24 protein-coding genes are annotated in these 18,973 nt (G+C 63.3%); 7 read left to right on the top strand and 17 right to left on the bottom strand.

Going from position 1 to position 18,973, the window contains the following annotated elements; genetic code table 11:
* Both A3E1_RS41095 and A3E1_RS0119560 read left to right on the top strand, forming a co-directional pair.
* Positions 1-1,038 carry a sensor histidine kinase gene (locus A3E1_RS41095; protein ID WP_020522488.1) on the top strand — a complete coding sequence of 346 codons (1,038 nt, stop codon included), beginning with the start codon at positions 1-3 and terminating at the stop codon, positions 1,036-1,038.
* On the top strand, positions 1,035-1,673 hold the full coding sequence (locus A3E1_RS0119560) for a response regulator (RefSeq protein WP_020522487.1): 639 nt from the start codon (positions 1,035-1,037) through the stop codon (positions 1,671-1,673). The genes A3E1_RS41095 and A3E1_RS0119560 overlap by 4 nt, the downstream gene beginning before the upstream one ends.
* Here A3E1_RS0119560 and A3E1_RS0119555 read toward each other — a convergent pair.
* The 9 genes from A3E1_RS0119555 to A3E1_RS0119515 form a co-directional block, all read right to left on the bottom strand.
* Positions 1,670-2,554 carry an NADP-dependent oxidoreductase gene (locus A3E1_RS0119555; RefSeq protein ID WP_157631617.1) on the bottom strand — a complete coding sequence of 295 codons (885 nt, stop codon included), beginning with the start codon at positions 2,552-2,554 and terminating at the stop codon, positions 1,670-1,672. The genes A3E1_RS0119560 and A3E1_RS0119555 overlap by 4 nt on opposite strands.
* A gap of 41 nt (positions 2,555-2,595) precedes the next feature.
* Positions 2,596-2,883, bottom strand: coding sequence for a DUF2218 domain-containing protein (locus A3E1_RS0119550; RefSeq protein ID WP_020522485.1), 288 nt, complete (start codon positions 2,881-2,883; stop codon positions 2,596-2,598).
* Between the two features lie 11 nt (positions 2,884-2,894).
* Complete coding sequence (locus A3E1_RS0119545) at positions 2,895-3,521, bottom strand: GTP cyclohydrolase II (protein ID WP_020522484.1); 627 nt, start codon at positions 3,519-3,521, stop codon at positions 2,895-2,897.
* A 103-nt stretch (positions 3,522-3,624) separates the two neighbouring features.
* The gene (locus A3E1_RS0119540) at positions 3,625-4,089 is read right to left on the bottom strand and encodes a MarR family winged helix-turn-helix transcriptional regulator (RefSeq protein ID WP_020522483.1); all 465 of its coding nucleotides are present in this window, start codon (positions 4,087-4,089) and stop codon (positions 3,625-3,627) included.
* Between the two features lie 19 nt (positions 4,090-4,108).
* Positions 4,109-4,429, bottom strand: a complete 321-nt coding sequence (locus tag A3E1_RS0119535; RefSeq protein WP_020522482.1) for an NIPSNAP family protein — start codon at positions 4,427-4,429, stop codon at positions 4,109-4,111.
* Positions 4,430-4,496: 67 nt separating this feature from the next.
* Positions 4,497-5,147 (bottom strand): hypothetical protein, encoded by a 651-nt coding sequence (locus tag A3E1_RS0119530; RefSeq protein ID WP_063825138.1) that lies wholly within the window; start codon positions 5,145-5,147, stop codon positions 4,497-4,499.
* Positions 5,148-5,264: 117 nt separating this feature from the next.
* Entirely contained in the window at positions 5,265-5,915 is a 651-nt protein-coding gene (locus A3E1_RS0119525) for a DUF4386 domain-containing protein (RefSeq protein ID WP_020522480.1), read from the bottom strand.
* Between the two features lie 90 nt (positions 5,916-6,005).
* Positions 6,006-6,578 carry a hypothetical protein gene (locus A3E1_RS0119520; protein ID WP_020522479.1) on the bottom strand — a complete coding sequence of 191 codons (573 nt, stop codon included), beginning with the start codon at positions 6,576-6,578 and terminating at the stop codon, positions 6,006-6,008.
* A gap of 49 nt (positions 6,579-6,627) precedes the next feature.
* Positions 6,628-6,954: a rhodanese-like domain-containing protein gene (locus A3E1_RS0119515; protein ID WP_020522478.1), complete on the bottom strand. Its 327-nt coding sequence runs from the start codon at positions 6,952-6,954 to the stop codon at positions 6,628-6,630.
* Positions 6,955-6,989: 35 nt separating this feature from the next.
* On the opposite strand from A3E1_RS0119515, the gene A3E1_RS0119510 reads away from it, so the two are divergent.
* Positions 6,990-7,613, top strand: coding sequence for a TetR/AcrR family transcriptional regulator (locus A3E1_RS0119510; RefSeq protein ID WP_169454429.1), 624 nt, complete (start codon positions 6,990-6,992; stop codon positions 7,611-7,613).
* Here the strand turns inward: A3E1_RS0119510 and A3E1_RS0119505 are convergent.
* The 5 genes from A3E1_RS0119505 to A3E1_RS0119485 form a co-directional block, all read right to left on the bottom strand.
* On the bottom strand, positions 7,607-8,818 hold the full coding sequence (locus A3E1_RS0119505) for a hypothetical protein (protein ID WP_020522476.1): 1,212 nt from the start codon (positions 8,816-8,818) through the stop codon (positions 7,607-7,609). The two genes, A3E1_RS0119510 and A3E1_RS0119505, sit on opposite strands and share 7 nt — an antisense overlap.
* The gene (locus A3E1_RS0119500) at positions 8,815-9,330 is read right to left on the bottom strand and encodes a SigE family RNA polymerase sigma factor (RefSeq protein ID WP_020522475.1); all 516 of its coding nucleotides are present in this window, start codon (positions 9,328-9,330) and stop codon (positions 8,815-8,817) included. Before A3E1_RS0119500 ends, A3E1_RS0119505 begins: the two co-directional genes overlap by 4 nt.
* A 61-nt stretch (positions 9,331-9,391) precedes the next feature.
* Positions 9,392-10,198, bottom strand: coding sequence for an SAM-dependent methyltransferase (locus A3E1_RS0119495; protein ID WP_020522474.1), 807 nt, complete (start codon positions 10,196-10,198; stop codon positions 9,392-9,394).
* 53 nt (positions 10,199-10,251) lie between these two features.
* Positions 10,252-11,085 (bottom strand): helix-turn-helix domain-containing protein, encoded by an 834-nt coding sequence (locus A3E1_RS0119490; protein ID WP_051105111.1) that lies wholly within the window; start codon positions 11,083-11,085, stop codon positions 10,252-10,254.
* Between the two features lie 153 nt (positions 11,086-11,238).
* Positions 11,239-11,505 carry a DUF397 domain-containing protein gene (locus A3E1_RS0119485; protein ID WP_020522472.1) on the bottom strand — a complete coding sequence of 89 codons (267 nt, stop codon included), beginning with the start codon at positions 11,503-11,505 and terminating at the stop codon, positions 11,239-11,241.
* A gap of 142 nt (positions 11,506-11,647) precedes the next feature.
* Here A3E1_RS0119485 and A3E1_RS41090 point away from each other — a divergent pair, with 142 nt between their 5' ends.
* Genes A3E1_RS41090 through A3E1_RS41085 form a run of 4 tightly spaced genes read left to right on the top strand, consistent with a single transcriptional unit; the run spans position 11,648 to position 16,603 of the window.
* Positions 11,648-12,394, top strand: coding sequence for a GGDEF domain-containing protein (locus tag A3E1_RS41090; protein WP_020522471.1), 747 nt, complete (start codon positions 11,648-11,650; stop codon positions 12,392-12,394).
* A 9-nt stretch (positions 12,395-12,403) separates the two neighbouring features.
* On the top strand, positions 12,404-13,090 hold the full coding sequence (locus A3E1_RS0119475; RefSeq protein ID WP_020522470.1) for an HAD family hydrolase: 687 nt from the start codon (positions 12,404-12,406) through the stop codon (positions 13,088-13,090).
* Positions 13,091-13,102: 12 nt separating this feature from the next.
* Positions 13,103-13,660 carry a TetR/AcrR family transcriptional regulator gene (locus tag A3E1_RS0119470; RefSeq protein ID WP_020522469.1) on the top strand — a complete coding sequence of 186 codons (558 nt, stop codon included), beginning with the start codon at positions 13,103-13,105 and terminating at the stop codon, positions 13,658-13,660.
* Positions 13,661-13,705: 45 nt separating this feature from the next.
* Complete coding sequence (locus A3E1_RS41085; protein WP_157631616.1) at positions 13,706-16,603, top strand: glycosyl hydrolase; 2,898 nt, start codon at positions 13,706-13,708, stop codon at positions 16,601-16,603.
* A gap of 51 nt (positions 16,604-16,654) precedes the next feature.
* Here the strand turns inward: A3E1_RS41085 and A3E1_RS0119460 are convergent, their stop codons facing one another.
* From A3E1_RS0119460 to A3E1_RS0119450, 3 genes are read right to left on the bottom strand one after another with little or no spacing between them, the layout of a single operon-like run.
* Positions 16,655-17,152 carry a hypothetical protein gene (locus A3E1_RS0119460; protein WP_026208609.1) on the bottom strand — a complete coding sequence of 166 codons (498 nt, stop codon included), beginning with the start codon at positions 17,150-17,152 and terminating at the stop codon, positions 16,655-16,657.
* Between the two features lie 23 nt (positions 17,153-17,175).
* Positions 17,176-17,832, bottom strand: coding sequence for an NAD(P)H-binding protein (locus tag A3E1_RS0119455; RefSeq protein WP_020522467.1), 657 nt, complete (start codon positions 17,830-17,832; stop codon positions 17,176-17,178).
* A 28-nt stretch (positions 17,833-17,860) separates the two neighbouring features.
* Positions 17,861-18,958 (bottom strand): winged helix DNA-binding domain-containing protein, encoded by a 1,098-nt coding sequence (locus A3E1_RS0119450; RefSeq protein ID WP_281167384.1) that lies wholly within the window; start codon positions 18,956-18,958, stop codon positions 17,861-17,863.
* Positions 18,959-18,973 lie beyond the last annotated feature (15 nt).

Raw genomic sequence — 18,973 nt, 5'->3', positions numbered from 1 at the left:
GTGCTGAAGGTGAAATGGGTCGACGTAGTGCTGGTGCTGGCGGTGTTCGCCGCACAGTCGGCACCGTTCTTCGGCGAGCCCACGGCCAGAGGGGAATATGCGTGGCTAGCGCATATCCCCGTGGCCGGCACCGCTCTTGCGTTGCTGTTGCGCCGCAGCCGGCCGGTGATGGCTCTGTTCCTCACCTCCGTCTGTATCGCGCTCTATGGCGAAGTGGGAGACGGCCCAGCACAGCCAATCTGGTATGCGGCGCTCATCTGCATGTTCAGCCTCGGCCTGTACGCCAAACGCTCGCAACAGATCTTCGCTGTCGCCGTCTCCGCTATTGGCCTGCTTTCCGTGGTCGGCTCGGTCGCGACCGCGGTTAGAGAAGTCCTGATGTGGTCAACCGCGTTCGCTCTGGGCCTCACGTTCAAAGCGCGGCAAGAACTGGCCGCGAAGGCGGCAGAGTTGGCCGCGGAACGGGAACGCACCCGGATCGGCCGCGATCTGCACGACATCCTTGGTCACGCGGTGAGCCTGATGATCGTGCAAGCCGAGGCTGGAGCCGCGGTAGCCAAGAAGGATCCCGTGAAAGCCGAAGCGGCACTGGACGCGATCGCTGAAGCGGGGCGGTCCGCGATGGGACAGCTGAGAAGTTCAGTGAGCGGTCTGCGTGGCTCGCTGGAACCACAGCCGGGTCTGGCCGAGCTTCCCGCTCTTATCAAGAATGCCGGCCACGCAAGCCTTTCGGTCACGTTAAGAGAACAAGGCCATCCGATAACGTTGCCGCCTAACATTCAGCTGGCCGTCTATCGCGTTACCCAAGAAGCACTGACCAATGTGGTCAAACATTCGGGTGCGACGAGCGCGGAGGTGTTGCTCGACTGGGCGGACGGCAAGCTGCGGCTCGTCATCTGCGACAACGGTCACGGCGCGCCCAAGTCAAAGTCCGGGCACGGGCTGACGGGCATGCGCGAACGGGTCGCCGCCGTGGGCGGAAGGTTGAGCACGCGCTCACAAGACAATGGATTCGAAGTGGAAGCGGTGTTCACATGATTAGCGTTGTCGTCGCCGACGACCAAGAACTCGTCCGGGCTGGGTTCGTCACGATCCTTGGCCTGCAAGACGATATCGAAGTGGTCGCCGAAGCAGCGGACGGAGTTGAGGCCGTCGATCTGGTGCTCACGCACCGGCCGGACATCGCGCTGCTCGACATTCGCATGCCAAACCTCGACGGAATCCAGGCGTGCCAACGCATTTGCCGCGAGACCAGCACGAAAGTCATTATGCTGACCACGTTTGACCACGATGAATACGTCTTCGACGCCCTGCGCGCGGGAGCCAGTGGCTTCCTGCTCAAGGATGTGCGGCGCGACGATCTCGTGCACGCGGTGCGGGTGGTCCAAGCCGGACAGTCGTTGCTGGCTCCGGCGGTGACCCGTCGGCTCATCGACACCGTGACGCAGCGCAACGCCAAGCCGGCTTCGGCGGCACGGCTGGCAAACCTTACCGAGCGGGAGCGCGAGACGCTTATTCTCTTGGCACGCGGACTGTCCAATGCGGAGATCGCCGCCGAACTCGTCATCAGCGAGCACACCGTCAAGACTCATGTCAGCAGTGTGCTAAGCAAACTTCACCTGCGGGACCGGATTCAAGCGGTGATCTGTGCTTACGAATCCGGTCTCGTCTAGGCGATCGTGACGACGGTCTTCCCATAAGCATTGCCGGACTTAGCCTCGGCGATCCCGGCGGGCGCGTCCGCCAAGGCGAACGAAGCTCCAACGGTGACCTGAAGTTTGCCAGTCGCGGTAAGTTCGGCGAGCAGTGTCAGCTCTTCGGTGGTGGCGTGATTGGTCACGTTGACGCCACGGATATCTTGGCGGATAAGAGAACCAGCCGCGTGATTCGTGTTGAGCAACGTGCCGCCCGGCCGGAGCACCTCGGCGAGTTTGTCAATGTCGCCACCGGGCGTGTGCACCAGATCCAAAACCACATCAACATTTCGGGGGTACTCCGAAACAGCGCGCGAAGTGAAGTCGATGACCTCGCTAGCGCCGAGCCCGAGAATGTGGTCGCTCAGCGCTGGTGTCGCGGTCGCTAGGACACGAGCGCCCGCCTGAGCGGCGAACTGCACCGCGAATTGACCCACCCCGCCGGTTGCCCCGTTGATGAGAATCGTCTGTCCACTCTGCAGTCCGGCCATGCGGATCGCTTGGTAGGCCGTGATGCTAGCGGTCGGCAAAGCGGCAGCAGCCGTAAACGGTAGCTCCAACGGAATGCGCGCGATCTTTCCGTCCGCCGCCGCGATCGTGTATTCCGCGTAGGTGCCGTGCCCGCGCTCGAGGTCCATGAACTGCCCGTAGACATGGTCGCCGGGCTGATAGTCGCTAACCCCAGCGCCAACCTGCTCGATGACACCGGCCCCGTCGTTGCCCAGAACGAGCGGGAAGGCATGCGGGATAACGTCTTTGAGGACGCCCTCGGCGACCTTCCAGTCGAAGGGATTGACGCCAGCGGCATGCAGCCGAATCAGCACCTCACCCGGTCCGGGCTGCGGGGCCGCAACTTCCATCAGCAAAGGGGCAGTCCCAAAAGCTGTGACAGCAACGGCTTTCACGACGCCGGCCCCCACTGAACGGACAGTTCGTTGCGCGCGCCGAATCGCTCAAGGTGGCTACCGAGCACGTTTTGAGCGTTGGTCAAAGCCTCGGCATCCGCGGCGGTGGCCGTCATCAGGAGGTGGTCGGCTTTGGGCACGAGGACCGCGGAGAAGCTCTGAAACGTTAGCGCGTAACCGTCCTCAGTCGATTCAACAGTGATCTTGTGCCCGAAGTGGGACGCGAGCTGCTTGGCATAGCGAGCCGAAGCGTCCGTGGCGACCTGTGCGTGTGAAGTAGGCATCTGGCATCCGATCAGGGGAGTTTGATGGTGTGTGCGGTGTGAGCGACCTTAGCCGCGAGGTAGCGCAGGTTCTCCGGCGAGGTGTGCACGGCGGTCGGGTAGACCTCGCGCACGTCCACACCGAGAGCCCGCAGCTGTGCGGGCTTGTCCGGGTTGTTGGTCAGCAGGTCGACCGTGCTCACGCCAAGGGCGTCAAGCATTTGCGCCGCCGCGGTGTAGTCACGCTCGTCGTCGGCGTGGCCGAGCGCCCGGTTGGCCGCATAGGTGTCCAGGCCAAGGTCTTGCAGGCTGTAGGCGTCGAGCTTGGCGTACAGGCCGATCCCACGGCCCTCCTGGCGCAGGTAAAGAAGGTAGCCACCGGTGCTGGCGATGCGCTCAACCGCTTCGCGCAGCTGGGGTCCGCAGTCGCAGCGAGCCGACCCGAACACGTCTCCCGTCAGGCACTCCGAGTGCGCGCGTACCAAAGGCACTGGCGCGGAACGGTAGTCGCCTAGGCCAATCGCCAAGTGTTGCTTGCCGTCGGCCAGGTTGGTGAACGTGTAGATGTCAGCTTCGGTGGCGTAACCGTCGCCGAAGCGCATCGGCACCCGCACGCTGGTGCGGATCTGTGTCGCCGGCGCATCTGCCAGGGTGGTCATCGCTTTACCTCTCGACCGCATTACTTGAAGCTTCAACTCACTGCCGAGCGTAGGCCCTGGTAGTTGAAGCGTCAACAGACCGAGATCTGAACCACAGCGGGAATTAATCCTGATCGTCATCGATCGCACGCAGAATGCGCTGGCCAATCTCGCGCATCTGCTTGACCTGTGCTCCGGTGAGCGGATCGAAGACCAGGCTCCGGACCGCCTCGACATGTCCCGGGGCGGACTCAACGATCTTGGCCCAGCCATCTTCGGTGAGGGTCGCCAAGGTGATGCGGCCATCTCCGGCGGCGGGCTTACGGAGTACCCAACCTCGTTTTTCCAATCGGTTGACCGCGTGAGAAAGCCGCGACAGCGAGCCGTTAGCCACGACCGCCAATTCGCTCATGCGCATCGTCCGGTCTGGTGCCTCGGACAGCATGGCGAGCACTTGGTACTCAAAGTGGCTTAGCCCGGCGTCTCGCTGCAATTGAGCGTCAAGCGCGTTGGGCAGCCGGATCAGCAGCCTGGCGAGCGCTAGCCAGCTCTGCATCTCTTCGGCGTTGAGCCATCGCGTCTCGTTCACGCCTCCAGGATAGGAAGCGTTAGCGCCGCATGCCGTCAACAACCGCCTTGTCGAGCTCGACAACCACGGTGTGATAGCTCTCGATGCAGCTGACGATGGCTTCGCGGGGGCCTTCTCGCCAAACGGCACTGCCGTAGAAAGCGTCCTCTTGAGCGTCGCGCTCTTCAAGACTGGCGAAGGCGCGGATGAGGTAGGCGTCGTGGTCCACAAGCGACCGTCCACACGCCACCACATCGAGACCGGCTGCCGCGAGCAATGGCGCCGCCTGGTTGCGCATGACGGCAACGAAATCTTCTGCCGTCCCGGGCTTGAGCCGGTAAGTACGAATCTCCACGATCACGCCCGGATGCTACTCGCGAACTATGACAGGGGACGGCCGGCGACGTGCCCGGCCGTCCCCTGTGGCGTTATCGCCTTACCGGAAGCGGTGCCGGGAGGCACGACTCGGTGGTCAGCGATGTCACTGTGCTCTGAACTCCCGTGACCTGGCCTTGCACTGCCGTCACGTCGGGAACACCAGTCCCGCCAACGAGTTCCAGCAGTGACTCCAGGAGGCCGAATACCAGTGACAGCAGCCCCGCCGCGGGTGCGGCGCACTTATCGACGGCCGGCGTTCCTGGAACTCCCGGAAGTCCCGGCGTTGCGGGCAGGCTCGGCAGGACGGACAGTGACGGTACCGGAATTCCCGGGATCGGCAGCTTCCCCTTCTCATCTACTGCCGCGGGCAGATCCGCCGCTGGCAGCTTCACCGCGCTGGCCGGATCGGGCAGACAGCCCAGGTTCACCAGGTTTGTCGCTGTGGTGGTGAGCTTGCCGACCAGACCGGTCGCTTTGCTGATGTCAGGGAGCGCCGGCGGGATGGTGACCGGCGGCACCAGGGCCGACGTGACATCGCCCAGGATCGCGGTGATCTCGCTCGTCAGGTCGGCGCAGGCGGCTTTACCTTCAGGCTGGGGCTGCGTCGCGAACACCCCTGAACCAGGTAGAGCGAAACCGGCCACTGCGGCTGCAACTACCGTGAGTGACAGCCAGAGGCCATGCTTCCTCAGTTTGCTCATTGTTTCCCCCGTGTGAGCTAAACGTCCCCTTCGGACAACTACCCAATGTAATCGCCGGCATGATCCTTTGTGGTCAGTCCTAACTAGATAAATCTCTTTCACGTTTCGGGCGCGAGGCTAGGACGCGGCGAACCTTCGGCGGGCGAAGAGCAGATAGCCGACCATCCATAGCTCCGCGAGCGTGGCCGGGATCAAAGCGATGGGCGATCCGATGTCGGAGGCGGCCGGGAACAGGAAGTGCATCAGCAGATCCGCGACGTAGCCAAAGCAGCCAATCATGAGCAGCACGCCGAGCGCTTTCGGAAAGAGCCCTGAGACGTAGGCGAGATACCCCATCGGAAACAGCCAGAGCCCGAAGAACACTTGCGCGATAAGGAAACTGTCGGCCCGCATCTCCAGGAACATGAGGAGCAGAGCCGGGTCCTTTTGGGACACAAGCGCGCCCACGTGACTCATGAAGGTCGCACCCATAAGCGCGGCACCGACCGAGGCGAAAACCACGATCGTGGCAGCGAGTTCCTTGTTTGTGGCCCGGAAAACGCGGAAGAAGCCGAGAGCGGTCAAGACGTAGACCGTCATGCCGACGACATCGGCCACGAGCACCAAGCGGAACGCGAAATCGTTGGCCGCCACATTGGCCGCCGTGGCCACCGCGTCACCACGAACCAGAATTTGCGACTGCATATAGAAGAAGGGTGCTCCGCCAAAGATGGCGAGCAGCAGGTAGAGGAGGCCGGTAATCCGGACATCACGTTTGAGGGATGACATAAGCACCTCGCATGTAAAGCAAACTTGACACGATGAAGGTAAAACTAATCCGACATCGTGTCAAGTGTTCTTTACATGCTCGCGGAACGGTCAGGCGACGAGGCGCGAGCTGTCGAGCGCGAAGACGCCTTCGTGGCCAGGCTCGGTCGTGGGCTGCCAGGTGTCTTGCCACTGCCCCACGCGCTCGCTATCCCAGTACTGAAGCCACACGAGCTTGACGGCATCAGCGAGCGAAGTCGTTTCGGGCACGCCGAGGTCGGCCGCGATGGTGCTGCCCGGGCCAAACTGGGCGCGCTGTTCCATGACTGGCGCGCCATCGGCCAGCATCCACGTGACCATCAAGTCGACGGCGGTAGTGCCTGGGCCGCAATCGATGTGGCCGACGAGGTTGCCTTCGGCGGCAGTGAACCTGACCGACAGCTTCGGCCGCGAGTTGCGGGCCATCGCCTCGTGAGCCTTGCGTGCCGTGGCACTGCTTTCGTTGGCGGCACGCACGGAGCCAAAGGCGGCCAGTGCGGCGAATCCAGCTGCGGCAACCGTTCCGGCCGCGGACAGGGCGCCAACAAGCTGTGTCTTGTTCTGGAAGCCAATGAACAAAGCGAACAGTGCCATCGTCGCGACTGCGACGAGGCCGTAGTTGATGAGGTTCCTGTAACGAAGCACCTGGGGAGGATACTTGTGGGGCAGCACCAAAGCGCTGCCCCACAAAGCGTTACGCGGTTTCGACCGGCAGCCCGGCCTCGACCCAGTCCTGAATTCCTTCGTGATACTTGCGCACGTTGGTGTATCCCAAGGCGTTGAGGCGGTTAGCCACCTGCTGACTGTTGGCGCAGAGAACGTTGGAGCAGTAGGTCACGATCGCAGCGCTCTTATCGGGCAAGAGCCGGGGTGCGAGAGCGGCGACGTGTGCCTCGGCGAGAGGGATCGCCGTCGGCAGGTGCTGCTTGGCCCAGTAGTCGCCGGCGAGCGCGTCGACGACCGTCACGGTCCCGGCCGCGATGGCTTCACGCAGCTCATCCCGGCTGATCAGCGCGGTCATTTCTTCTCCTTCAATTAATGGACTACAGTCCGCTTATGTCTAAAGACGGTAACGGACCGCAGTCCGCTTATAGTCCAAAGGTGATGCAGCTCACCAAGCCGGTGAAAGAGCGTGCCGACGCGGCCCGCAATAGGGCCTCCGTGCTGGAGGCCGCGGCCCGCTTGTTCCGTGAGCATGGCGTCGACAACGTGTCCATGGACGCGATCGCCGCCGAAGCGGGCGTCGGCAAGGGCACACTGTTTCGCCGTTTCGGCGACAAGGCTGGACTGGCCGTCGCGCTACTTGATGACCGTGAGCGCGAACTGCAGCAGGCCATCATCAGCGGTCCGCCGCCGTTGGGTCCGGGCGCCCCGCCCGCGAAACGTTTGGCGGCGTTCTTCAAGTCCTATTTGGACCACGTGCTTGAGCATTTGAGTTTGAGCCGGATGTCCGAGACGGCATCGCCTGGAGCCCGCTATCGCATTGGTGCCTATAGGTTCTGGCATCAGCATGTGTCCTACTTGCTGAATCTGCTTGACCCGAAAGGCGATGCGGAGGCCGTCGCGCACATGCTTTTGGCGGTAGTCGGCGCCGAGCATCTCAGTGCTACCACAGCGGAACTGGGCACCAAGCGCGTCCGGGAAGCCGTCATGCGCTTGGTGCCCAAGTCATCTCACTGACAGCGCCAGATCACCGCCACCACGTCGTGAAGCACATTTTGCGGGTCGCTGGCTTGCGGCACCGTCTGATAGCCGGCCACCGTGCGGCCGTCCGTGCTGACCGTGGTGATCCTTGAGACGGGTAGCACCTTCGGATCGTCATTCACGTGCCCGGCAACGTTCGGCAGCGGCACGCGCATGTCGCCTGCGACAAGGACCGCGGAACGGCGCGTTTGGCTTAGCAGGAAGCCGTTTTCAGTAGCCAGCATGCCTCCTGTGTCGGTCCACGGCAGCTTGGTGGACAGGCCCGTGGCAAGGTCGATCCGCCAATATTCCTTCTCTGGGCGGTTCATGGAGCTCGCTGAAACATAGGCGTCCTTTTCAAACAAGCCGATCGTGCCGGCCATCAAGTCTGGTTTGGACCCGCTGTAAGTGCGGAACAGTTTGCCGTCTGGGGACCAGATAGCGGCCTGCCCAATCAGTTCTCTGGCCTCCGGAACGCTTGTCCCAGCGACGAAACCCGCGTTGTTGATGTGCCGGACGTTCGCCATCTTTGCCCCATCAGGCAACGGCAGGCGCTCCGGCTCCGCGGTGAACGTGCGCCAGATGACCGGCTCGCCGCTCAGGCCTTCGCCTCTCGAGCCCACGATGACCCCGTTGTCGTTAAGCGCCGTGGCCGTAACGTTAGTGCCCTTGAGCCGGATCATCTGCCCGTCTTGATAGACCCACGACTGAATCTTGTCGCCGATGTAGCCGGTGATGAGCGCGGTTCCGTTGCGGTTGATGGCCACGATGTCGGCGTCGTCGCCCATGGTCGGCAAGGTCCTGACTTGCCCGCGATCCCAGAGCAGCAAACGATTCTTGTCATCGGCCGGGTAGGCGCGGCCGCCGTGGAACCGCCCGGTCGGGTCGCCCGCGCCAAGAACACTTTTCTGGGGGTACCCGGCGGGCACCGGCATTCTTTCGACGGTGCAAGCGCTCAGCTCAGGCGTCCTAGACGGAGCCGGCGATGGTGATGGCGTGGCCTGAACTTGCGGTGACCGCACCGCGCTGTGGCTGAATATCAAACCCAGGGCGACCACACCCGCGATCGCTGCCGCACCACCGGAATTGGCGATCAGCCGTATCCGGCGGCGGCGACGTCCCCCGGCCCACGCGAGTTCGGTGACGTCATATACCTTGGCGCGCTTCGCCCCTTCTTCGAGAAGGTTCCTAAGCTCAGTCATGCGAACACTTCCTTGGCTTCGCGGGCAAGGACGTCGAGCTCAGGAGCCAGCACCCGCAACCGGCCAAGAGCGTGATGGAGCTGGCTTTTGACCGTGCCCACGGAACAGTTCATCGCGGTGGCAGTGTCTGCTTCGGACAGATCCTCAAAGATGCGCAGCACGATGACGGATCGCTGCCGTGGAGTGAGCTTGGCGAGAGCCTGCTCGATGACGATCCGGCGGATCGACGCTTCCATCTGATCCGGCCCGGGCGCGGGCTCGGGAACGTCGGCGTGACTGCGCTCGAGTTTCACGCGCCGCCAGGCTGAGATGTGCTCGTGATAGAGAATCTTGCGAAGGTAAGCGTCGACGTTGCCGTCCTTACGCACCTGTTTCCACCGGCTGGCAAGTTTGGCCAAGGCGTTCTGCAGCAGATCCTCAGCCGCGTGGTGATCGCCCGTGAGCAGGTAAGCCACCCGGGACAGACGTGACAGTCTCGTTTGCACAAAGTCACGAAAGCTGTCTTCATCCATATCCTGCCCCTCCCTTCGCCGTCCTATACGCGGGGAGGGGCAGCAAGGTTGGAACTAACTTCTAAGCCTTGCGCGCGACACCACACCACTCAGTGACAGTGGTGGTGTCGTTGCCATCCGGGCGCCATTGCGAGACCGTGACCACGCCTGGCTCAAGCAGCTCAAGACCCTCGAAGTAACCGGTGATCTGGTCTGGAGTGCGAGCACAGATGGGTGCCGAACCGCTGGCGTTCCACTGCGCCATCGCCTGCTCGACGGCCTCGCGGTGCACTTCCAGCGTCGGATGCGAGATGACGAGGTAGCTGCCGCTGGGCACGGCGTCGACGAGCTTGCGCACGATAGAGGTCGCTTCGGCGTCGTCGACCACGAAGTTGACGATCCCGAGGAGCATGACGGCGATCGGCTTGCTGAAGTCGAGCGTGTGCGCGGCGGTCTGCAGGATCTTCTCCGGGTCGCGCACGTCAGCGTCGATGTAGGCGGTGGCGCCTTCCGGAGTGCTTGTCAGCAAAGCGCGCGCGTGCACGAGCACCATCGGGTCGTTGTCGACGTATACGATTTTGGCATCGGGCCTGGTGCGCTGCGCGACTTCGTGGGTGTTGTTGGCCGTCGGCAAACCGGTGCCGATGTCGAGGAACTGCCCGATGCCGGCTTCGCCTGCCAGATGCCGGACGGCCCGTCCCAGGAACTCCCGGTTATACCGAGCGGACTGCACGAGGGCCGGCATGTAGGCGAGCACCTGATCCGCGGCTTCCCGGTCGGCGGCGAAGTTGTCCTTGCCCCCGAGAAGGTAATTCCACAGCCGCGCGGAATGCGCGACCGATGTATCCAAACGCGACAGAAGATCGCTAGTGTCAGTCGCTTCGCTCACGGGGACCTCACAGGTTTAGGGATGCTGCGGTCGGCGTTGAAAGGTTAAGCCCATCAATCGGTGTGCTCAAGTTCGTGCGCGATCTTATGCAAGATAGGCACGGTGTCTTCTGGAGGAGCAGCCTCTATACAGAGCGTTTCCATGACATATGCATATTGGTCCACGTCGTCACGCTTGTCGAGGTAAAGCGAGCTTGTCAGCTGTTCGACGTACACGACGTCGGGAAGGTCGGGCTCGGCAAAGCGCAGAATGCTGAAGCTGCCACCGTGCGCGGCGTGCCCGCCGATGCGGAACGGAACGACTTGCACCCGGATGTTGGGCTGCGCCGTCGCTTCGATCAGGGCGTGGATCTGTTGCAGCATAACGGTTTTCCCGCCAACCGGCCGCCGTAGTGCCGCCTCGTCAACGACCGCCCAGAACTGGGGAGCGTCAGGTCGCGTCAGCAACTGCTGGCGCACCATGCGCAGTTCAACCCGCCGGTCGATCTCCGGTGCTGGGGACCGGCCGTGCCCGAGCATGACGACAGCTCGTGCGTATTCCGGGGTTTGCAAGAGCCCTGGTACAAATTGGACCTCGTAATTGCGGATAAGTGAGGCCGCTGTTTCCAAGCCAATGTAGGGCTGAAACCAGCTCGGCAGGACGTCGCTATACCGATGCCACCAGCCAGGGGTGCTCGCGTCGCGCGCGAGCGTTAGCAAGCGTTCACGTTCGTCGCCATCCGAAAGGCCATAGAACGTCAGGAGATCGGCGACATCGCGTTCCTTGAAGCTGACGCGGCCCAGCTCCATTCGGCTGATCTTCGACTCGGACGCGCGGATGTGCCAGCCGGCGTTTTCCCGCGTGATGCCTTTGCCCTCACGAAGGCGCCGCAGGTTTGCCCCGAGCATGATGCGCAGCACGGTAGGTCCGCCCGTTGCCCCGGCATCGTTAGCTGGCACAGTCAACGGCTCGACCTCCGATCTGCTTTGCCTCGCCGAAAAGGCAGCCCGTCATTTGACATGTAAGCATGTCATGATCCCTAGTGCTGCGCGCTAGGCCTATTAAGCAACGAGATCATCGAAGTCGCCATCGCGTACACCGTCCACAAAGGCGGCAATCTCGTCGTTAGTGAAGACCAGAGTTGGCCCGTCCGGGTTACGCGAGTTGCGGATGGCAATGCCAGTTCCCTCGGGCAGCTTGGCAATCTCCACGCAATTGCCGCTGGCGTTACTGCGACCGCTTTTCCGCCATGTCAGCAGGGAAAGTGTGGGACCAGGGGTGCCGATGACAGTCACGAAGTTGATTCCCTCCCTCGGGTGCGAGAGCATGTGCACAGGGCGCGTGCACGTGCATCCGCTCTTGCATTTGCACAATGCGACGTGCATCATAACTCCAAGTGAGCAGAGAAGAAGTCCACTGAAATAAAGCCGAATGGCCAGCTGACGGTGCTGCGAGGAGAGGACGACTCGCGTGGATCCATTCATCGTTGCCGCTGCCAGTGCCGCTGCTGTCGCTGGCGTTTTCACGGCCACCTGGTTCAGGCGCCGTGCGCTTCAGGCTGAAGCCGAGACGGTCCGGTTGCGCTGCGAGGTGCTCGACGAACGGATCGCCGCGAGCAAAGATCCCATCACGGGTTTGTTTAACCGCAAGGGTTTCGCCGAACTCGCGCACACGCTGACCGCCGATCCTGCCAGCTGGCCGCTGGTGGTGATCGTTGTCGAGGTCGACAACTTCAAGCGGGTGACCCTCTCGTTTGGACAAGAGGTTGGCGACAAGCTCCTAACGGCTATCGGCCGCCGTCTGTCTGACTACACCAATGGTCCCGTGGTGGCCCGCCTTGACGGCACGAAGTTCGCCGCGCTGCTCACCAGCAAGATCGCTGGCGACGGCACGCACTATCCACACCTGCGCGAGCTGGCACACCTGCTCTCAGAGCCGGTGTGGGCGGCGGGCCGTTTGTTCCGCCTTCGGGTCGGGGTAGGGGTGGCCAATGTGGACGCTTCCGGCGACCTCGCCAAGGCGCTGATCAAGGCGGAATCGTCGATGCGGTCCAGTGCGCCCGACTTCGACATCGCGAACCGGGTGCCTGTGCAGTTTGTCCCGCAAGCAGCCAAGGAGCAGGACCTCGCCCCGGTCTACTACCGCTCACGGGTGATCGCCCGCCATCAGCGCCGGCGCCAGCCGGGCCGGGCAACGCAGGGCACCAACCTCGACTAACCTGCGGGCATGCGGGCCGTCATCTTCGACTTCTTTGGCACCCTGAACGATCCTGCCGCAGAACGCGAACGTGGCGACGTGTTCAGCGCGACCGCCGCCGTGCTTGGCATTGCGGCGCAACGCTTCTGGGCCGAGATGAGTGGCAGCTTTGGCGAACGCATCACCGGTGTTCACGGTGGCACCCGCGATACCTTGCGGACAATGGCGCAGCGGTGCGGTGTCACGCCTTCGGATGACCTGCTAGACCGCGCGGTGACCGTCCACCTTGCTGAGTCGGCGCGGCTGCACCGGCCGCGCGACGGTGCGCTCGCTTTGCTGGACGTGTTGCGGAACAAGGGGTTCAAGCTTGGCCTCATTAGCGACTGCAGCAGCGAGCTTTACGAGCGATGGCCACAAACGCCTTACGCGGCACGCATTGACGCTCCTGTCTTCTCCTGGGAGCACGGGTTCCGCAAACCGGATCAGCGCCTTTACTCGGCCGCTGCGCGGGCTTTGGGAGTACCAAATGAGCAGTGCTTTTATGTTGGAGACGGCAGTGGCCGGGAGCACTATGGCGCTAGCACGGCCGGAATGACGCCCGTGCTCGTCACCAATGCGGCCGTGCCTGGCGCGGATCAGCATCGCGTCGATCCCGACGAGTTCATCCCCGATCGCGTCATCGACGACCTCAACGAACTCACGGCACTACTGGCGTAGTAGCTTGCTCGTGTGGTGACACGGCAAGAGCAACTCCTCGACGCGGCGATCGAACTCATCGGGAGCCAGGGCATCCGAAGCCTGACGCATCGCGGTGTTGACGCGGAGGCGGGAATCCCGGCGGGGTCAACGTCGAACTACTACCGCACACGCGATGCGTTGCTTGAAGCTATCGTCGCGCGGTTCGCCGAGCGGGAACGCCTGTCGTGGGAGGCGATCGCGGGAGTGGTTCAGCCGTCGTCGCCCAAGGAACTCGCCGCCGCGCTGGAACATTTCGTGCGAGACGCGACCGGCCCGTCCCGTGCGCTGACCCTCACGCGGCAGCTGCTTTTCGCCGAGGCGGCTCAGCGTCCGTCACTGCAGCCGGTGCTGGCGAGCAACGCGAAGGCGATCCGGGCGTGGGGTGCGCAGTGGCTCAAGGCGGTTGGCTCGGCACATCCGGAACGCGACTGCCAGATCGTCCTCAATTACCTAGACGGCCTAATCATTCACCAGCTGGCCTTCCCGGAAACGCCGTTCTCCCCCGCGCGTCCCCTCCTAGGTCTCCTCAAGGCCTTGATCGCGAGCTAGAGATGGCATCGATAGATATCGAAAAAGGCCGTAGTCTATCTCAGCATGAGAAAACGTTCAGTGAATGCCGTGCTCACTTGTGCGGTATTGGTGGCGCTAGTGGCTGGAAGCCAGGCGATCCCGGCTGACAGCGGGCCCACGGAGGCCCTGGAACTCACGTCGAATTCGCCAGCGAAAGGCCCGGTTGGTGCCGACGAATGGCTTACCGCGCAACGGGTCTACCCGTTTGGCAAGCTGGATCTAGGCAAGCTGCACAGCAACGCCAAGGCGCAGGCCGACGTCTTGGCGAGCAAATCCATTGGGGTGCAGGCGGCGTGGCAGTTCATGGGCCCATCCAATGTCGGCGGCCGGGTCACTGACATAGTCGTGGATCCGGTGCGGGCCAATACTGTCTACACAGGTGCGGCTTCCGGTGGCGTGTGGAAGAGCACCGACGGCGGCAGCACCTTCCAATACGCGTGGAACCCCAACATGGTGCAAGCCATTGGGGCGCTGGCGATCACGAGCACCGGTGTGCTTTACGCGGGCACGGGCGAGGCGAACCCTGGTGGCGGCAGCAGTTCCTATCCGGGCACGGGGCTCTACCGGTCAACGGACGCTGGTGCGACGTGGCAATCCGTCGGGCTGGCCGGAACGGACCGCATCGGCGGGATCGCGATCGATCCAGCCAACAGCAACCGGATCTTTGTGGCCGCTGTCGGCAGCCTGTTCCTGCCCGGTGGAGAACGCGGGCTCTACCGCACCACTGACGGCGGAGCTAACTGGACGAAGGTTCTGGCCGGAGCCAACGCGACCACGGGCGCGATCGATCTGGCGATGGCGAACTCCAACACGCTTTACGTCGCTATGTGGGATCACTACCGCACACCCCAGGGCCGTAACTATGGCGGTGTCGGCTCGGGCATCTTCAAGACCACCGATGGTGGCGCGACGTTCACTCGGCTGGCTGGCGGGCTTCCCGCGTCGAGCAGCAACCTGGGACGCATGGGCATCGCGATCGCCAAAAACGATCCCAACCGGCTGTATGCCATAGCCGCCAGCACTCCCGGGAACTTCCTCGGCTTTTGGACGTCCACTAACGCCGGTGCCAACTGGACCGCGATCACCAACACGTCTTCGCTGTCGAGTTCGCAATCCACCTTTGGCTGGTGGTTCGGCAAGATCTGGGTCGATCCGGCGAACGCGCAGCACCTGTGGGTCGCGGGTGTGCCCATGCTGGAATCGACCAACGCGGGTAGCACCTGGGGCAGCAACAGCAGCTCCTTCCACGTGGATCAGCACGCTGTCGCCTTCGACCCGTTGGTAGCCAACAGAGTTTTCATCGGCAACGACGGCGGCGTCTATCGCAGCACAGCCAACGGTTCTCTGAGCGGATCGTGGACGAAGGCCGCAAACCTTGGCAACATGCAGTTCTACACGATCGGGGTGTCGCAACAGGACCCCTCACGCATCAACGGAGGCTTGCAGGACAACGGTTCCGTACGCTCGTGGGCGAACTGGGGTTCGTACTACGGCGGCGACGGACTGCAGAACCTCATCGATCCGACGAACCAGCAAAAGGTCTATGCCTGTTCGCAGAACGGAAACTGTGGCCGCTCCACCAACGGCGGCACGTCGATGTCAGCGTTCGGCTCGACCACGTCCTCGCGGCGCGCATGGCTGACGCCGGTCGTGTTCGACCCGAGCAACCCGGCGATCATGTATTACGGCGGCAATCAGCTCAACCGCTCGACCAACTCGGCGCAGTCGTTCACATCGATTAGTGGCGACCTGAGCCGTGGCAACTCCGGCAGCACGTCCTACAACACAATCAGCACCATCGCGGTCGCGAAAACCAGTGCTAGCACCATTTATGTGGGCACCGACGACGGCCGCATGTGGCGCACCACCAACACGGGCACGTCATGGACCGAGATCACGACTGGGCTGCCTAACCGCTGGATCACCCGCGTCACCGTCGATCCCACGGATGCCAACCTGGCCTACGTCACGCTATCTGGGTACCGCAACGGGGAAAACATCGCGCACGTCTACAAGACCGTCAACGGCGGCTCAACGTGGACGGACATCTCCGGCGACCTGCCGGACGCGCCGGTCAACGATTTGGTGCTGCACCCACAAGACCGCAACACCCTTTTCGTTGGTACTGACGTAGGCGTGTTCACCTCAGCCAATGCTGGTGTGAACTGGACCCCGGCAGGCACCGCACTGCCACAGGTGTCCGTTATGGACTTGGAGACGTCGGTCTCGGGCGGGCAAGCGCAACTGACCGCCGGCACCTACGGCTTGGGCATCTACCGGCTCACGCTGGGCGGCGCGGCTAACGACTTCTCCATGTCGGCCTCCCCGTCAAGTGGCTCGGCGGGCCCCGCTGGCGGAACGCTCACGAGCACGATCTCGACGGTCATCACGAGTGGCTCCGCTCAGACCGTCGGCCTGTCCGTCGGCGGGCTCCCACCGGGAGTCACCGCTGCGTTCAGTCCCGCGTCGGTAACCTCGGGCGGCTCGTCCACCTTGACGCTCACGGTTTCCACCGGTGTCACAGCCGGCACCTACCCGCTGACCGTTACAGGCACCGGCACGGCGGTCACGCGGACGACGGCGTACACGTTGACGATCACCGGCGCTAGCTCGTGCAGTGGTTACGAATCCCCTTACAGCGGAACGCTTTCCAGCGGCGCCAACGCGTACCACCCGAGCACGAGCGGTTTCGTCACGACAGTCACCGGCCAGCATCGCGGCTGCGTCGACGGTCCTGACGGGACAGACTTCGACCTGTACCTGCAGAAGTGGAACGGCTCCTCGTGGGCCAGCGTCGCCAGCTCCACCTCAAGCGGTCCCGACGAAACCGTCACCTACAACGGCACCGCGGGCACCTACCGGTGGCGTGTGCACGCCTACTCCGGCTCCGGCACCTACTCCGGCGCCTACGACGCTCCCTAACCCTTTGTCCCCCTTGGGATGCCCCCTCACCCGGGGCATCCCAAGCCCTTGTCAGCAGGGTTTACTGATGGGGATGTGGGCGTCCTGTTGGGTGGTGCCGACGCGGATGACGAGGGTGGCGCAGCGGGGCTCGGTGACGGAGTAGCCGCCGGCGAAGACGATCCAGCCGGGTTGGCCGGTGCAGCTCACGCGCAGGTGCGTGACGTCGCCGAGTTCGGCGTTGCCCCAGCCGATGGTCACTTTGCCGAGGTCTTCGCCGGAGACGACAAGGTCGACGGTGGAGTTGTTGCGCACGATGAGGCCGTGCTTGGCGAACAGTTTGCCGGGCTCGTTCGTGGGGTGGGCGGTCAGCGTTTGGGTCGGCAGGGCCACGGTGTCCAGGACGATCTCGTGATCAGGCGGGGGCGACGAAAGGAAGTCGATTTGGTGCGAGCAGGGAACGACGAGCACGCCGTCAGATGAGGGCGCGGGTGACGCGGAAGGAACGGGAGCAGGAGCGGGCGTAGTGCAGGCGGCAAGCAGCAAGACGAAGGAGAACGCGAGTCTCATGCGCCGGCAGAGTCGCCAAGTGGCTACGGGGTTCCCAGGACGGCGTTGATGTCCGGTGCTTCGAGGACACGTTTGGGCGCTCCGGAGCGGGCGACCTGCAGCATGGCCTGGCCGATGCTTTCGGTGGTCAGCGACTGGCGTGGGGCGAGGCGCTTGTAGAGGCCGAATAGAGGCCGGGCGATGACATAAAGCGTGTTGTACAAACGTGTCTTGGACCTGATGCCGTGCATGGGCTGGATGAAACCGGGTCGGAACATGAAAGCGTTGAGCGGCATGGCAAGCAGTGCCTGCTCGGTCTCCTTCTTGACTCGTGCCCACATGGCTTTGCCATCGGTGCCGGCGCCGGACACGTAGATAAAGGTCATGCCGGGGTTGAGCTCAGCGAGCAAGCGCCCGGCGTTGACGGCCATGTCATAGGTGATGTGCCGGTATTCGGGTTCCTTCATGCCCACGGAAGTGATGCCGAGGCAGAAGAAGCAAGCGTCCACTCCAGACAGTGCCGTGCGCGCGCTAGACACATCGGCCAGGTCGGGCACGAGCACTTCGGTCAGCTTCGGATCGCGCACGCCCGTGGACGAGCGTCCAAGCACGACGACCTCGGTCACGTCGGTGGCGAGGAGGGACTCACGGAGAACCCCTTGGCCGACCATTCCGGTCGCTCCAAAGATGGCCACCTTCATGCCGCGTCCTTTCAAAATCTGTAAGAGATTACAAGTGGGCTCGGGCGGTCACCTCGCCGATGGTGAGCGACACGGCAGCCTCTGCCAAGAGTCCCACGCGTTCGGCCTCGGCCTCTAAAAGCCGGCGCATTTTGGAGGAGAGTTTCAGGAAAGGTTCAGCCGTCACGGCCAGCTTCTTGCCGGTCTTCTTCTGGTGCCAGACACCCTGAACGGTGCCGTCGATGAGGATCACCGCAACGTTGCCTGCTTGGCCCCGGGCGAGGGCACGCTCGGCGGCGGTGCCCGGAAACAGCAGGTCGCGTGGATGGCATCCCACGGTGTATGCGTCGAACAAGGGCAGCAGATGCAGCCCGGGAACCAGCGTGTGACCGGGCGTCCCGCGCACGAGCCAGGCCGACTTCCCTTCCAGCGACACCTCTTCCAGCTGATCGCCCAGGCGACTGAACAGTTCCATGGCGGGCCGCTTGGGGATCGCCAGCCACTGCGCGAACTGCTGCGGCGTCGCGGGTCCGTAGCTGGCGAGATAGCGCAACGCTAGATCGCCGAACGGATCCTCCGAGGCGTGCGACGAGGCAGGCACCCAGCGAGACGGGTTGGCATAGGTCACTTTGCGGCCGCGGTTAGGTCCAAAGCAGAGTGCCCCGCGATTGGCGGCATCGGACATCGCCATGCGCCACAGCGGCCACATGCCGTCGAAGGCTGGCATGACAAGCGCTCCGGCCCAGGCCCCGGCGCGTTTGACGACTTCGCCGGTTAGCTCATCGGCCGTCAAGAAGGTGTCCTGCAACGCGGCACCGATCGCGGCGACGATGTCGTCGACCTGCGCGGGCGAGAGGGTCAGCTCAGGGGGCAGGCTGCGCGAATAGGGCAGTGAGCCCAACGCGGCTCCCCAGAACGGCAGCTCATCGGCAGGGAACAGGTGAATCGTTCCGCGCAGGCCAAAGGTCTTGACCAGGGAACGGTCCGTCCACAGTGCTTCCCGGACGGCGGTCGCGGTCTCGCCGGTGCGGATGCCTAACGACAGCTCGGCGGCTGTCATGACTTGAGCGTGCACGCCGCATATCGACGAAGCGGTGGCTGCCAATGAGGGGGCTTCAGCGGTTAGAAAGTGCCGGTTTAACCGCATGGCGCAGGCTTCTTG

This window comes from Catelliglobosispora koreensis DSM 44566, assembly GCF_000379685.1.
In the GTDB taxonomy this organism is placed as follows: domain Bacteria; phylum Actinomycetota; class Actinomycetes; order Mycobacteriales; family Micromonosporaceae; genus Catelliglobosispora; species Catelliglobosispora koreensis.
This window is presented reverse-complemented; position numbering and strand designations above follow the sequence as displayed.